Origin of the sequence: Hymenobacter chitinivorans DSM 11115, assembly GCF_002797555.1 — a bacterium.
GTDB classification, from domain to species: Bacteria; Bacteroidota; Bacteroidia; order Cytophagales; family Hymenobacteraceae; genus Hymenobacter; species Hymenobacter chitinivorans.
Window position 1 is genome coordinate 454,312 of record NZ_PGFA01000002.1, and the last position, 14,126, is coordinate 468,437.

The following is a 14,126-nucleotide window of genomic DNA, read 5'->3' on the forward strand; positions in this document are numbered from 1 at the left end:
CGTTAAATTGTTGCTTCTGGTTGAGCTGCCTTGAACTTGATAACGAGCAGCGTCTGGTCATCGTGCATGGGCTGACCCTTGCTAAACTCGGCCAGATCAGCCAGAATGTGTTCTTTGATTTCGTTGGCCTCCAAGTAATACGTGTGCTCGAGCTGCTGTTTGAGACGCTCCTCACCGTACTCTTCCTGGTTGGCCCCCCGGGCTTCTACGATGCCATCAGTATAAATGACCATCACGTCGCCCGGATTGTAGTCGTAGAACTGGTTTTTGATGTGCTTTTCGTACGAATCGTTGCGAATAATTCCCAACCCCAGGCCCGCGGTGTGGAAGTACGAAACTTCCTCCTTGATGGAGTGATAGTAGAGCGTGTGGCAGTGGCCGGCGCGGGCAAATACAAAGCCACCGTGTTCATAATCAATGATGTAGAGCGAGGCGGTGATAAACGACGATTTTTCCAGGCAGTGGGTCAGGGCCCGGTTGGCCATCGACATAAACTTGCTGGGCACCGGAAACTTCTCCCGGTCGTCCTTAGCCAGCGGATTTTCCTGCATCAGGGCGTGGAAAATTCCCTTCATCTGGGCCATGTGGAAGGCGGCCGTAATGCCTTTGCCCGATACGTCGCCGATGAGAATAGCCAGCCGCTTGCCGGGTAAGTGCAGGAAGTCGTAGAAGTCGCCGCCCACTTCCTTGGCCGCCAGGGCGTGAGAGCCAATTTCAAACCAGTTGTCGATGGGCAGGTCCTTGGGAATGAGGCTATCCTGCACCGAAGAGGCAATTTTGAGCTCTTCCTTCACCCGCTCGTTTTGCAAAGAAGCGGCCACCAGCTGCAGGTTTTCGATGCTGAGCACCGTCTGGCTGGTAAAGGTTTGCAGAATGCCCAGGTTTTCGCGGTCGAAGCTCTGGCGCTGCTCCTTGAGCATATACAGGGCGCCGTACTGCCGCTTGGCCGAGCGCATGGGCATCACAATCAGGGAGCCGTAGGGCAGCTCCAGGCCGCGGAAGCCGCTGCTGTTGGCTAAGTCGTTGTTGAGGTACTCAATCTGGCCCAGGTTGTAGTCGGCGAGCAGGGTGCGGATGGCGGCTAAATGCTCCTCGCTGATCTGGTAGCGCTGCCCGATGCGCAGTTGCCCGTCGGTTTCCACGTCGAGCCAGGCGGCGTCGGCCTCCACGGTCTGGATGGCGGCCTCAAACAGCATCTGGTACACTTCCTCCTCCGTCTGGCCCTTCTGAATCAGCTGGGTCAGGCGCTGCAGGCTCAGGATTTCGTCGCGCTTCTGTTCGAACACGCCCGCCGTGGGTAGGTTGAAAAACGTTACCAGCAAACCCGCCAGTGAATAGAAGCCGGCAAAGAATACGGTTAGCAGCAAAAAGGCGTGCTGGGGCTCGGGGGCCACCAGCTTGGGGTCTTGGGCGATGCGCAGGAAGTACATCGTGAAAATGCCCAGGCACAGCAGCAAAGCCAGCTGCAGGAAGACCACTTCCCACTTCTGGCGGCGGTTGAGGTAGGCCACCCATTTCTGGTTGCCGCTCAAATACACGCCATACACGGCTAGGCCGCCCAGGATAAAGTAGGCCACGGGCTCGGGCGGCGACCAGGAAAACAAGCGGAACAGCAGCGTACCGCCCAGCAGCAGCTCAAACCACAGCCAGGCCCGGCGCAAACTAGGCGAGGAGCGAAACAGCACCAAGGAGCGCCAGGAATAGTTGGTGTAAGCCAGGAAAATGACGAACAGTGCCAGGTTGATGGTATAAATGCTGGCAAACAGCATCCGGTCGGCGCTGGGCTGCTCGTACTGAATGAAGCGCTCCAGCAGGTGCAGTACCACGCACACGGTGGCTAGCAGGCCCGGACCCAGCACCAGTCGGCGCAGCAAGCCCACGAAATCGGTACCGCGCAGCGGGTCGGGGCGGCTGCGCTGGTACACAAACATGCCGGCTACGAAAGCCGCCTGGGCCAGCAGCGTCACCCATTCCGGCGTCAGACCCACGCGGCGGGCGGCAGTGGGGCTGGCGTGCAACAGGGTACTGATAAGCAGTATCAGCCAGCTCAGCACGGTGAAGGGCAATACAATAGCTTTCAGCTTCTGTCGGAAGGGCATGAAAATGAGTAAAATGCTAACGGCGGCACGGAATCAGCCTTACCGGGATATAGGCGCAAGATACGGCCAGATTCGCAAATTTGCCGAAATGCCCGGCTCAGGGCGTGCTACCCCTACGAAGTTGCAAAAAAAGAGGCCAATCGTCGCGCCCGACGATTGGCCTCTTATACAATATTTGGCAGGAAAGGTTAGCGGCTGCTGTAGTTGGGCGCTTCCCGGGTTATCTGCACGTCGTGGGGGTGACTCTCGCGCAGGCCGGCGCCGGTAATGCGTACCATCTGGGCCTGCTGCAGGTCTTCGATGGTAGCGGCCCCGCAGTAGCCCATGCCGGCCCGCAGGCCCCCAGCCAATTGGTACAGTACCTCACTGGCCGCGCCCTTGTACGGAACCCGGCCCACGATGCCCTCGGGCACCAGCTTTTTCACGTCGTCTTCGGCATCCTGGAAGTAGCGGTCCTTGGAGCCTTCTTCCATGGCTTCCACCGAGCCCATGCCGCGGTACGACTTGTACTTGCGGCCTTCGTAGAGCGTTACTTCGCCGGGTGCTTCCTCGGTGCCGGCCAGCAACGAGCCCACCATGATGCTGGAGGCACCCCCGGCCAGGGCTTTCACCGCGTCGCCGCTGAACTTCACGCCGCCATCGGCAATGAGCGGGACACCGGTGCCTTCCAGGCCGCGGGCAGCTTCCATCACGGCCGAAAGCTGGGGTACGCCGATACCGGCAATAATGCGGGTGGTGCAGATCGAGCCGGGACCCACACCGACTTTCACGGCATCGGCGCCGGCATCGGCCAGGGCGCGGGCTCCGGCGGCAGTGGCCACGTTGCCGGCAATGACTTCCAGCTTGGGGAATTTGGTTTTGATGTTGCGCACCGCGTCGAGCACGCCTTTGCTGTGGCCGTGGGCCGTATCCACGCTCACCACATCCACGCCGGCTTCCACCAGGGCCGCTACCCGGTCCAGCAGGTCGGGTGTTACGCCCACGGCGGCCCCCACGCGCAAGCGGCCGAATTCGTCCTTGCAGGCGTTGGGGCTGCGGCGGCGCTTACGAATGTCGCGGTAGGTGATGAGGCCCACCAGGCGGCCTTCGGTATCGATTACCGGCAGCTTTTCCACCTTCGATTCCTGCAGGATTTCTTCGGCGTGGGCCAGTTCGGTGCCCGCCGTGGCCGTCACGAGCTTTTCTTTGGTCATCACCTCAGCTACCGACCGGTCCATGTCCTTTTCAAAGCGCAGGTCGCGGTTGGTCAGGATGCCCTTGAGGCGGCGCTGGTTGTCGACAATCGGGATGCCGCCAATTTTATTGTCGCGCATCAGGCGTTTGGCGTCGCCGAGGGAGGCGGTTTCTTCCAGGGTAAACGGGTCCAGAATCATCCCGCTCTCCGAGCGTTTCACGCGGCGCACCAGTTCGGCCTGGGCCTTGATGCTCATGTTTTTGTGAATGATGCCGATGCCGCCTTCCTGGGCCATAGCAATGGCCATATCGGCTTCGGTCACGGTATCCATGGCAGCCGAGACGAACGGGAGCTTGAGGCGGATGTTGCGGGTAAGCTGGGAGCTGGGGTCCGCGTCGCGGGGCAATACCTCCGAATAGGCAGGTAGCAGCAGGACGTCGTCGTAGGTAAGCGCCTCGAAGGCAATTTTTGGCAGCGCGTTGGCCATGGCAATAAGATGATTAGGTTCCACTTATTGCCGGGCAAAACTACGACGAAAAATTGGGTAAGCGCATGCTAAGATTTGGCTGGCTCTAATTTTTGCGGGTCGAAGCCTCCTTTGCGCCTGCCTCCTGGGTCGTGGTCAGCAAGGCGGCGGGTCGGAAATCGGGGCTGAACTGCAGCCCGAGCTGTACTGAGTGCGTGCTGCCAAAAGTGGCGGCACTGTTGGGCGGAGCCAGCTGGTTTTGGTAGCCGACTTCCACTGCCAACGACTTCAGTACTTGATAGCCCAGGGCGGCGTAGGCCCGATTCTGGTCGAAAATGCCGTGCTCGACGTGGCGGCCAAAGCCGAGAAACAGTTCGTCGGCGGCTACTGCGTAGGCGCCACCCGGCTTCAGCGTGGGGCCCGACAACGGATAGGTCAAGCGCAGCTGGTAGCGGATCCGGTTCAGATAAGTGGGGGCCGTTTGCTCGGCCAGCTGCACCCAGCGTTGCTCCAGGCGGTAGCGGTGCTGCAGCTGCAGCCGGTTCTGGGAGTCGTTGATTACCAACTGTTCATAGAGGCGGTGCTCCGGCAGGGCAACAGTTCCCGGGGCGTCGCGCTGGGCAGCGGTAAGCAGCAGCCCATAGCCGGCGGTAAGCTGCAGAGCCGCGGTGGCATGGTAGGTCAGGCCGAGGCGGAGCAGGTTCTGATGGGCCGCCCCAACCCCTTTGGCTTGCCGCCACTGCGCTTCGGCATGGGTGCCCCAGTGGTCCGCAATGCGGGCGTCACCGGCCAGGGAAAGCCAGGCGGCGGTAGTCAGGGGTTGACTTTTGCCCAGGGTGGGATTTTGGGCCCAGCCGCCTACTGCCCCCAGGGCAAAGAGGGCCATCAGAAAGCAGGTGCGGGCGGCGGGAACAAGCATAGCTAATGTTACGCAATTGTTACCCGTATTACCAAATTGTTATGATTGTATTTTCTGCTGGAAGGCAAATGATAACATTGGCCGGCGGAAGTGAAGTGGCCAGCTGGTTAAAAGCTTCAATTCAGACGCTTGGCCCCTAGGAACTGCTGGTATCTGGCTTGGTTGGTAAGATTGACCAATCCCAGAATTCAGAGCTGACGCAAAGCCGAAATTGACTTTTAACCCGGCCGTTTCTTAGTGCCCCGGGTGGCCGGCGCTTCCAGTGGGTTGTCGGGCCAGTGGTGCTTGGGGTAGCGGCCCCGCAGGTCTTTGCGCACCTCGAAGTAACCCGTGTTCCAGAAGCTGCGCAGGTCGCGGGTGACCTGCACCGGCCGCCGGGCCGGCGACAACAAGTGCATCGTGAGCGGCACCCGGCCTTGTCCCACGGTAGGCGTATCGAGGAGGCCAAACACTTCCTGCAGGCGCACAGCCAGCACGGGGGCGGCGGGGTTGGAGTAGTCGAGCGTGATATTCGAGCCGCTGGGAACGGTGCAGTGGGCGGGTGCGAGGCGGTGCAGCTCCTGCTGCTGGGCCCAGCCCCCGGGCAACCAGTTGAGCAGCGCTTCCCCGAGGGGCAGACGATTGACTTCGGCCATGGTTCGGAGTCCGTCCAGGTAGGGGCCCAGCCACTCGGGCAAGGCCGCCAGCAGCGCTTCATCCGATACATCGGGCCACTCCGCCGGAAAAAGATGGTGGGCAAAGGCCAGCCGCTCCCGGGTTTGCCGGGCCTCATCCGTCCAGGGCAAGCGGGCTATGCCGCTCTGACGCAGCCCGTCGAGCAAGGCAGCCGCCACGGCTTCAGGCGCGGGCTGGGTCAGGGCCGTTTCGGTCAGGGTAATGGCTCCGAGCCGGCGGATGCGCCGGGCTACTACGCGCCCGGCCGGGGCATCCCAGCGCACTTCCTCCAGGTTTTCAATGAGGTCCGGGAAATATTGCTCCAGCTCTTCCCGCCCGATGGGCGCGGCCAGGGCCGCGCGCGGGGCGTGGGGCGGACCATCCAGGTGAGCGACGCCAAAATACGTGGTGCCCGGGCTGAAGTGCTCGGCTGGCAGGGCGGCGCGCTGCCCGGTAATAAGGCGCACCCGTTCGGGCGTTTCGCGCTGGGCCAGCCGGTCGGGGTAAGCCAGGCCCGCTAGCAAGCCGGCTACATCGGCTTCCAGGACCGAGTCCCGCACGTGGGCGCGGTTGCGGAGCACGGCGGCGGCTTCGCGCACCCGGCGCACGGCCCCGGCATCGGGCACGAGGCCGGGCAGTGGGGCCCGGCCGGTACTGAGGGCTTCCACCCGCAGGCGCAAGTCAGGCGGGGCGGGGGTCCCGTCGGCCAGGCGCAGGATGTCGCGCTCCGTGAGCAGGGCCGCCAATGCGCAGGCCGTGGCGCCGTGGCCCACTTCCTTGCCCCGAATAACCAAGTGTCCCAGGCGCGGAATAAGTCCCAGACCCGCCAGCGTGCGGCCGTGGGGCGTGGGCTGGCCTTCCTTGGTAAGCGCTCCGAGCCGTACCAGCAGGTCGCGGGCCTGGGCCAGGGCGGCAGCCGGCGGGGCATCGAGCCAGCGCAGGGTGGCCGGGTCCTGGGTGCCCCACAAGGCCAGCTCCAACGCCAGGCCGCTGAGGTCGGCGGTCAGGATTTCGGGCGGCAGGTGGGCCGGGCGCTGGCTGTGCTCGGCTTCGGTCCAGAGGCGGTAGCAGGTACCGGGCCCCAGGCGGCCGGCCCGGCCCCGGCGCTGGTCGGCCGCGGCCTGACTCACGGGCACAGTGGCCAGGGTGGTCAGGCCGGTGCGGGGCTCAAACTGCGGCACGCGGGCGTAGCCGCCATCTACCACAATCTGCACGCCCTCGATGGTGAGGCTGGTTTCGGCAATGCTGGTGGCCAATACCACTTTGCGCCGGCCGCGCGGGGCGGGGCGTAGGGCGGCGTCCTGCTGCTCGGCCGGCAGTTCCCCGTGCAGCACGTGAATATCCACGGTGGGCGCCACGGCCCCGGCGAGCTTGTCGGCGGTGCGGCGCTGGTCGGCCAGGCCGGGCAAAAACACCAGTACGTCGCCCTCGGCGTGTTTGCTCAACGCCTCGCGCACCAGGGCCGGGGTCAGGTCGGCTAGCCGCTCAGTGGGCCGGCTACCGGCGGCGGCCACCCGGGCCGGGGGCAAGTAGTGCGTCCCGACCGGATGCTGCAGGCCGGCGCTGCGCACCACGGGCGCCTTGAGCCAGCTGCCCAGCCGCTCGGCTTCCAGCGTGGCACTCATGATGAGCAGGCGCAAATCGGGGCGGAGCACGGCTTGGGCGTCGAGGGCCAGGGCCAGGCCCAAATCAGCTTGCAGGCTCCGCTCGTGAAATTCGTCGAAGAGCACGGCCGCCACGCCTTCCAGGGCGGGGTCGTCCTGCAGCATCCGGGTCAGAATCACCTCGGTGGCTACTTCAATGCGCGTTTGGGCCGATACCCGGCTTTCCAGGCGCACCCGGTAGCCCACGGTTTGGCCCACCGGCTCACCCAGAATACTGGCCATGCGGGCCGCGGCGGCGCGGGCGGCCAGGCGGCGCGGCTCCAGCACGATAATACGGCCGGTGGGCGGCATCCAATCGGCTTCCAGCAAAGCCAGGGGTACCACGGTCGTTTTGCCGGCCCCGGGCGGGGCTTGCAGCACGGCGCAGTTGGTGGCGGCCAGCGTGGTCAGCAGCTCGGGCAGAGCGGCGCATATCGGGAGGTCGGGCAGGCGCAAACGGTGAACTAGTGAAATGGTGAGATGGGGAGTTTGACGTTCTGGTATCGTGGACGGCCCTCCCCATTTCACCGTCTACCTATTTCACTAGAATCAATAGACCGGCACCGTGGGGTCGACGCGCACCGACCAGGCGTGGATGCCGCCGCGCAGGTTGAGCAAATTCGTCAGGCCGTGGCGGTGCTGCAAAAACGACAGGGCCTGGGCCGAACGGACGCCGTGGTGGCAAATCAGAACCACGGGCTGGTCGGTGGGCACTTCTTCCCAGCGCCGGGCAATTTCGCCCAGGGGAATCAGCTGGCTGCCCGAAAGCTGGCAATAATCGAATTCCATGGGCTCCCGCACGTCGAGCAGGTGCAGGGCCTCACCCTGTTGGAGGCGGGCGTGCAGGTCTTCGGGAGTTATTTCGGGGAGCATAGCGCGGGGCGGGCAAAAGTGAGCAGAGTCCGTAAAATTAGCGGGTGACTGGTTAGCTTTGGCCTTTGCCGGGCTTGCGGGTCCGGATTAAACCCGAATTTGCCGCCAAACGCCGCTGCCGTTGCTACATTCCCTGTACGAGTTCTGGACTTCCGCCGCGGGCAACTCCCCGCTGGAATGGGTGGCCGTCATTACCGGTTTTGCCTGCGTGTGGCTGGCGGCCCGCGAGTCGCTCTGGAATTTCCCGGTGGCCATTTTCAGCTGCGCCCTGTTTGCGGTGGTGTATTTCCGCAGCCAGCTCTACTCCGACAGTATCCTGCAGGGTTTCTTCATCCTGATGAGCGTGTACGGCTGGTACGAATGGCTCTACGGCGGCACCCGCAACACGGCCCTGCTCGTGACGCGCACCCGGCCCCGGGAGTGGGCGGTGGTTATCGTCGGCGTGACGGTGTTTACCCTGGGCTTCGGCTATTACTTGCAGCACTACACCGATGCGGCCCTGCCGCACTGGGACAGTTTTACCACCGCCGCCAGCCTGGGCGCCCAGTATTTGCTTACCCGCAAGCGGCTCGAAAACTGGCTGATCTGGCTGGTGGTCGACCTGATTTACGTGCCCATCCTCTGGTATAAGCAGCTCTATCCGACCAGCGGGCTGTACGCCGTGTACCTGATTCTGGCCGCCTACGGCTACGTGGAGTGGCGCCGGGCCGCCCGCGCGGCGGCAGCCTCCACCGAAACCCCCGTTGCCTGATGCTGCGCGTAGCTCTTACCGGCCCCGAATCGACGGGCAAAACCACGCTCAGCCGCCAGCTGGCCGAACATTACCAGACCACCTGGGCCCCGGAATACGCCCGCAGCTACCTGGAAACCCACGGGCCCAGCTACACCCTCGACGACCTAAACGTCATTGCCCGCGGGCAGGTGGCGGCCGAGGAAGAAGCCGCGGCCCGGGCCCACCGCGTCGTGTTCTGCGACACCGACCTGCTCGTTATCAAGGTCTGGGCCGAACACGCCTTTGGACAGTGCCCGGAGTGGGTCAAGCAGCGCATCGAGCAGCAGCACTACGATTTGGTGCTGCTGCTGGGCGTAGACATTCCCTGGGAGGCCGACCCGCTGCGGGAGCACCCCCACCACCGCCAGTATTTCTACTCCATTTACCAGGCCGAGCTCAGCAGCCTGATGTCCAACTACGCCGAAATCAGCGGCACGCCGGAGCAGCGGCTGGAGCAGGCCTGCTTTTTCGTGGATGCCCTGCTGGCTGATACCAAACCCGCCGCGGCTCGTACTGGGTTAGTGTAAAACCCGATGTAGTTAGCCCATTCATGAAGTACACGCTCGAAAACGACCAGTGCCGCGTGGTAGTGAACCGCCACGGCGCCGAGCTGAGCAGCTTAGTGCGCAAAGACCTGCCCGAAATAGCCGACCTGGAATATATCTGGCCCGCCGACCCGGCCGTGTGGGGCCGCCACGCCCCGGTGCTGTTTCCCATCGTGGGCCGCCTGCCCAACGACACTTATCTGCACCAGGGCCAGGAATACACATTGTCCCAGCACGGCTTTGCCCGGGACCGGGAGTTTGCCCTGGTCGAGCAAACCGAAGAGGCGCTGACCTTCGAGCTGCAGGCCGACGAAGCCAGCCGGGCCGCGTACCCGTTCGAGTTCGTGCTGCGCATCCGCTACCAGCTGCGCGGCTTGCAGCTCACCGTGAAGTGGGAAGTAACCAACCCCGCCGCCGCCGAGGAGCTACTGTTCAGCATCGGGGCCCACCCGGCGTTCCGCTGCCCGCTGATGCCGGAGGAGAAGTTCGAGGACTACTTTTTCCACTTCGACCACCCCGTGACGTTGGAGCGCCACTTGCTGCAGGGCGGCCTGCTCACGGGCCAAACGGCGCCCGTATTGCACGAGGAAACCGAAATGCCCCTGACCTACGAGCTGTTTGCCCAGGATGCGCTGGTGTTTAAGCACTTCGACTTTACCCACCTCACCCTGCGCAGCTTCGCCTCCGACCGGGCCGTGCGCCTGCGCTTCGACGGCTTTCCCTTCCTGGGCCTCTGGACAAAAGAAAAAGGCGCGCCCTTCGTGTGCGTGGAGCCCTGGCAGGGCATAGCCGGCGCGGTGGGCGGCCCGGTAGAGCTGGCCGACAAAGAAGGCATCCTGACGCTGCGGCCCGGCCAAACCTACGCGGCGGAGTATTCCATTGCCGTAGTTTAACCAGCCGCCCCAATGACTACGCCCTCAGTTGCCATTCGCCCCATTACCCCCGAGCAGACCTACCCGCTGCGCCACGCGGTACTCTGGCCCGATAAGCCTCGGGAGTATGTGCAGGTCGAAAATGACGGAGCTGGCTACCATTTCGGCGCTTTTCTGGGCGAGGAGCTGGTAGCCGTTATTTCCCTGTTCGTGGATGCCGGGCAGGCCCGCTTCCGCAAGTTTGCCACCGCGCCCGAGTGGCAAAAGCAGGGCATTGGCTCCCGGTTGCTGGAGCGCGTCATGCAGGAGGCCCGGCAGCTGGGCGCCGGCCAGCTGTGGTGCGACGCCCGCCAAGATGCTGCGGCCTTTTACCAGCGCTTTGGCATGGTGGGCGAAGGGCCGGTATTTTACAAAGGCGACATTCCTTACCAGCGCATGCGCGTCGGGCTGTAGCCGAAGTAGCGCGAAGCTGCCGCTACCAAAAGCACGAAAAAGCGGCCTTTTCACCCGGTTGCTTCCGGTATCAGCCACGATGAACCGGGAGCAGCAGGGCAGAAAGGCCGCTTTGCTTTGTATAAGCGGCGCTAGAGCGTAATTGTTTCCAGGGGCCGCACCGGGGTGCTGGGGCGGCCGTAGTCGGGCTCCCAGTCGTTGATGGGCCGGGAAATGCCCGGCGGCAGGTCGAGGTCGGGCAGGCCGTCGTCGAGCGGCTCGCCCCCGTCGTCGTCGCCGTCGGTGTAGGGCGGGTGCTGGTAGCGGTGGCGCGGAGCCACGATGAAGTAAGCCAAAATGGCAAATACCACGAGCGTGTAGATGAGACTGATCATGGCCGCAACTGGTAAAAAAGACGACGCGAACAAAGCAGAGCCGGCAGGCTGTATCTGGCTAACGAAGCGGGCGGGGCGGATGTTTTCGGAAGCCGTAATTTTTCTGGCCCGGTCATTAGCTGTTCTAATATAGTTGATTGTCAGGCGAAAGTAAAGGGAAAGGCCGTTGATTTGGAACTCCCTTGCCGGGGCTCTAGCTTTGCAGCTTAGTTTTAGGGGTGCCCCACCAGCGGCTTGCTGCCGTGGGGCTGAGATCATACCCATTGAACCTGCCCGGGTAATGCCGGCGAAGGGAACAAACGATCCACGAACGTGAAAACCTGCTGCGCCGACCCCTGGCGCCGGGCCCGTTCCACTTTTTCTTTTTTCACTCCTTGAAAAATTTATTGGTTTTGGGAAGCGCCGCCCTGGCGTTGCCCTTCCTGACGCCCCAGGCTGCCTGGGCCCAGGGCCCCGTGGCCGGCACCGTGACGGATGCCCGCACCGGCACCGCCCTGCCCGGCGCCACAGTTCTGCTCGATGGCGCCGTCGTGGGGGCTACGGATGCTACGGGGGCATTTGCGGTGCCCGCCGTACCGGCCGGCGCCCACGAGCTGCGCATCACCTTTCTGGGCTACGACGCCTTGCGCCAGCCCCTGCAGGGCCAGGCCGCTGAGCAGCGCCTCACGCTCGGGCTGCGCTCGGGCGGCATCCTGACCGGGGAGGCCCTGGTCACGGCCTCGCGGGCCAACGACCGGACCGCCACAGCCTACACCAACGTGAGCAAAGAGGAGCTGGCCCGGCGCAATTTCGGCCAGGACATTCCCTACCTGCTCGACCAGACGCCCTCGGTGGTCGTCAACTCCGACGCCGGGGCGGGCGTGGGCTACACCGATATCCGCATCCGGGGCACCAGCAACACGGGCATCAACATGACCATCAACGGGGTGCCGCTGAACGATGCGGAGTCGCACGGCTCGTTCCTGGTGAATTTGCCCGACCTGGCTTCGTCCATCAGCAGCCTGCAGGTGCAGCGCGGGGTGGGTACCAGCCAGAACGGCGGGGCCGCTTTCGGGGCCAGCATCAACGTCTCGACCCTGGAAAACCGGACCGAGGCCTACGGCGAAACCCAGAACAGCGCGGGTTCCTTCAACACCTGGAAAAATACCGTGCAGTTTGGCACTGGTCTGCTGGGCCGGCACTTTACCGTGGATGGCCGCCTCTCGCGCATCGCCACCGACGGCTACATGAACCGGGCGGCGTCGGATCTGAAGTCGTACTACCTCTCGGCGGGCTTCCAGGCCAAGAATACGCTGGTCAAGTTCATTACCTTCTCGGGCCGCGAGAAAACCTACCAGGCCTGGAACGGCGTGCCCGAGCCCCTTATTACCGGCAACCGGCAGCTGCTCCAGCAGTTCATCGACAACGGGGAGCTGAGCGAGGCCGACGCCGCCCGGGGCCTGCAGGAAGGCCGGCGCTACAGCTACTACACCTACGATAACCAGACCGACAACTACCAGCAGAACCACTACCAGCTCCACCTGGCGCAGGGGCTGGGCCCGGACTGGAACATCGGCGCGGCCCTGCACCTGACCCGCGGCTTTGGCTACTACGAAAGCTATAGGGCCAACCGCAAGCTGGTGGACTACAACCTGCCCAACGTGGTTATCGGCTCCGAAACCATTAAGCGCACCAACCTGGTGGACCGCAAGTGGCTCGACAACTACTTCTACGGCGGCACCTTTGCCCTCAACTACCAGCCCCGCGCCAACGACAAGCTGCAAGCCACCCTGGGCGGGGCCTGGAACCAGTTTACCAACGACCACTACGGCGAGGTAATCTGGGCCCAATACGCCTCCACGGGCAACATTCGCCACCGCTACTACTTCAACGACGCCCTCAAAACCGACTACAACGCCTACGCCCGCGCCACCTACCTGGTGCTGCCCCAGCTGAGCTTGTACGGCGACTTGCAGGTGCGGCGCATCCGGTACGACATCGACGGGGTGGAGGGGCAAAACCGCGACGTGACGACCCGGGAAAAGTACCTGTTCGTTAACCCCAAGGCCGGCGCGACCTTCACCGTGGCCGAGGGCCAGCAGCTCTACGCCAGCTTTGCCCGCGGGCAGCGGGAGCCGGTGCGCTCCGACTTCACCGACCGGCCCGCCGGGCAGCCCAAGGCCCGGGCCGAGCGGCTCAACGACTTTGAGGGCGGCTACCGCCTCAACCGCCCGAATACGGACTTGTTGGGTCCCAACACGGCCCTGCACCTGGAGGCCAACTACTTCTACATGCAGTACCGCAACCAGCTGGTAGCCACCGGCCGCCTCGACTCGGTGGGCAATGCCCTGCGCACCAACGTGGACCGCAGCTACCGCACGGGCGTGGAGCTGACCGGCTTTGCCGGCCTGAACGACAAACTCAGCCTGAGCTCCACGCTGACGCTGAGCCGCAACCGGATTCTGGGCTTCCGGGAGGTAATCTACAACGCCGATTATGAGCCCGTCCAGGCCACCGAGGCCCGCACGACTACCATTTCGTATTCGCCCAGTGTCGTTTCGGCCCACACGCTGGAGGGGCAACCCGTGAAAGGCCTGCGCCTGGCTTTGCTCTACAAAACCGTCAGTGAGCAGTTTCTCGACAACACGGCCAGCGCCGCCAAGCGCATTGCGCCCTATCAGGTGCTCGACTTCCGGGTGCGCTACAGCATCCGGCCGGTGTTCGTGAAGGAAATCGAGCTGGGCCTGCTGGTGAATAACGTGCTGAACCGCGAGTACGTGGCCAACGGCTACACCTACGGCTACCCCGGCGCCGACGGCCGCCAGCAGATTTTCAACTTCTACTTCCCCCAGGCCACCCGCAACTTCCTGGCCTCGGTCGGCGTGAAGTTTTAATATGCTACCGTGGGGACTGTGCTGATGTGCTAAGGCAAAAGGCGTGTCCTTGCGAGGCGCCGCCGAAGCCATCCGTCCTCTGCGCAGCACAGCCCATCCTTTTACCAGAAAGCCCTTTCCTGTTAACAACGGGAAAGGGCTTTTGCATGCACTACCGCCTCCCGTAGCCTGGCACGCCCGTGCGCCGGCCTTCCCGTTGCCATTTTGCCCGTGGGACGTACGTCCCACGGGCTCCAAGCCGTCCGGGAGGCCTCGGGACGTACGTCCCAAGGCCTCCGAGCTGTCCGGAAGGGCATTGCACGTACGTCCCAAGGCCTTCACGGTACCTTGGAGGGCATTGCACGTACGTCCCAAGGCCTCCGAGCTGCCGGGAAGGGCGTAACACGCGCGTACCGAGGCCTCCAAGCTC

General features: G+C 63.6%; 11 protein-coding genes and 1 riboswitch. Of the genes, 5 read left to right on the top strand and 6 right to left on the bottom strand.

Annotated elements, in window-relative coordinates; all coding sequences use genetic code 11:
• Nucleotides 1-2: 2 nt before the first annotated feature.
• From CLV45_RS15590 to CLV45_RS15610, 5 genes are all read right to left on the bottom strand, one after another.
• Nucleotides 3-2,099 carry a PP2C family protein-serine/threonine phosphatase gene (locus tag CLV45_RS15590; protein WP_100337385.1) on the bottom strand — a complete coding sequence of 699 codons (2,097 nt, stop codon included), beginning with the start codon at nt 2,097-2,099 and terminating at the stop codon, nt 3-5.
• Nucleotides 2,100-2,287: 188 nt separating this feature from the next.
• Nucleotides 2,288-3,760, bottom strand: a complete 1,473-nt coding sequence (gene guaB, locus CLV45_RS15595) for an IMP dehydrogenase (protein ID WP_100337386.1) — start codon at nt 3,758-3,760, stop codon at nt 2,288-2,290.
• Between the two features lie 85 nt (nt 3,761-3,845).
• The gene (locus CLV45_RS15600) at nt 3,846-4,658 is read right to left on the bottom strand and encodes a DUF2490 domain-containing protein (protein ID WP_100337387.1); all 813 of its coding nucleotides are present in this window, start codon (nt 4,656-4,658) and stop codon (nt 3,846-3,848) included.
• 218 nt (nt 4,659-4,876) lie between these two features.
• A complete protein-coding gene (gene hrpB / locus CLV45_RS15605) occupies nt 4,877-7,411 on the bottom strand; it encodes an ATP-dependent helicase HrpB (RefSeq protein ID WP_100337388.1) in 2,535 nt (844 codons plus the stop codon).
• Nucleotides 7,412-7,504: 93 nt separating this feature from the next.
• Nucleotides 7,505-7,828, bottom strand: a complete 324-nt coding sequence (locus tag CLV45_RS15610; protein ID WP_100337389.1) for a rhodanese-like domain-containing protein — start codon at nt 7,826-7,828, stop codon at nt 7,505-7,507.
• A 121-nt stretch (nt 7,829-7,949) separates the two neighbouring features.
• On the opposite strand from CLV45_RS15610, the gene pnuC reads away from it, so the two are divergent.
• Genes pnuC through CLV45_RS15630 form a run of 4 tightly spaced genes read left to right on the top strand, consistent with a single transcriptional unit; the run spans nt 7,950 to nt 10,470 of the window.
• Complete coding sequence (gene pnuC, locus CLV45_RS15615) at nt 7,950-8,579, top strand: nicotinamide riboside transporter PnuC (protein WP_157807557.1); 630 nt, start codon at nt 7,950-7,952, stop codon at nt 8,577-8,579.
• A complete protein-coding gene (locus tag CLV45_RS15620) occupies nt 8,579-9,127 on the top strand; it encodes an AAA family ATPase (RefSeq protein WP_100337391.1) in 549 nt (182 codons plus the stop codon). The genes pnuC and CLV45_RS15620 overlap by 1 nt, the downstream gene beginning before the upstream one ends.
• 23 nt (nt 9,128-9,150) lie before the next feature.
• Nucleotides 9,151-10,038, top strand: coding sequence for an aldose 1-epimerase family protein (locus CLV45_RS15625; protein ID WP_100337392.1), 888 nt, complete (start codon nt 9,151-9,153; stop codon nt 10,036-10,038).
• 12 nt (nt 10,039-10,050) lie between these two features.
• The gene (locus CLV45_RS15630; protein ID WP_100337393.1) at nt 10,051-10,470 is read left to right on the top strand and encodes a GNAT family N-acetyltransferase; all 420 of its coding nucleotides are present in this window, start codon (nt 10,051-10,053) and stop codon (nt 10,468-10,470) included.
• Nucleotides 10,471-10,601: 131 nt separating this feature from the next.
• On the opposite strand, the gene CLV45_RS15635 is transcribed toward CLV45_RS15630, so the two are convergent.
• A complete protein-coding gene (locus CLV45_RS15635) occupies nt 10,602-10,844 on the bottom strand; it encodes a hypothetical protein (protein WP_100337394.1) in 243 nt (80 codons plus the stop codon).
• Nucleotides 10,845-11,048: 204 nt separating this feature from the next.
• A riboswitch (TPP riboswitch) is annotated at nt 11,049-11,157 on the top strand.
• 61 nt (nt 11,158-11,218) lie between these two features.
• On the opposite strand from CLV45_RS15635, the gene CLV45_RS15640 reads away from it, so the two are divergent.
• Entirely contained in the window at nt 11,219-13,717 is a 2,499-nt protein-coding gene (locus CLV45_RS15640) for a TonB-dependent receptor (RefSeq protein ID WP_245882885.1), read from the top strand.
• Nucleotides 13,718-14,126 lie beyond the last annotated feature (409 nt).

What these genes read in the sequence shown, in the direction of transcription:
- CLV45_RS15590 (WP_100337385.1), bottom strand. Translation starts at nt 2,099, where the DNA reads ATGCCCTTCCGACAGAAGCTGAAAGCTATTGTATTGCCCTTCACCGTG.
- guaB (WP_100337386.1), bottom strand. Translation starts at nt 3,760, where the DNA reads ATGGCCAACGCGCTGCCAAAAATTGCCTTCGAGGCGCTTACCTACGAC.
- CLV45_RS15600 (WP_100337387.1), bottom strand. Translation starts at nt 4,658, where the DNA reads ATGCTTGTTCCCGCCGCCCGCACCTGCTTTCTGATGGCCCTCTTTGCC.
- CLV45_RS15610 (WP_100337389.1), bottom strand. Translation starts at nt 7,828, where the DNA reads ATGCTCCCCGAAATAACTCCCGAAGACCTGCACGCCCGCCTCCAACAG.
- CLV45_RS15620 (WP_100337391.1), top strand. Translation starts at nt 8,579, where the DNA reads ATGCTGCGCGTAGCTCTTACCGGCCCCGAATCGACGGGCAAAACCACG.
- CLV45_RS15625 (WP_100337392.1), top strand. Translation starts at nt 9,151, where the DNA reads ATGAAGTACACGCTCGAAAACGACCAGTGCCGCGTGGTAGTGAACCGC.
- CLV45_RS15630 (WP_100337393.1), top strand. Translation starts at nt 10,051, where the DNA reads ATGACTACGCCCTCAGTTGCCATTCGCCCCATTACCCCCGAGCAGACC.
- CLV45_RS15635 (WP_100337394.1), bottom strand. Translation starts at nt 10,844, where the DNA reads ATGATCAGTCTCATCTACACGCTCGTGGTATTTGCCATTTTGGCTTAC.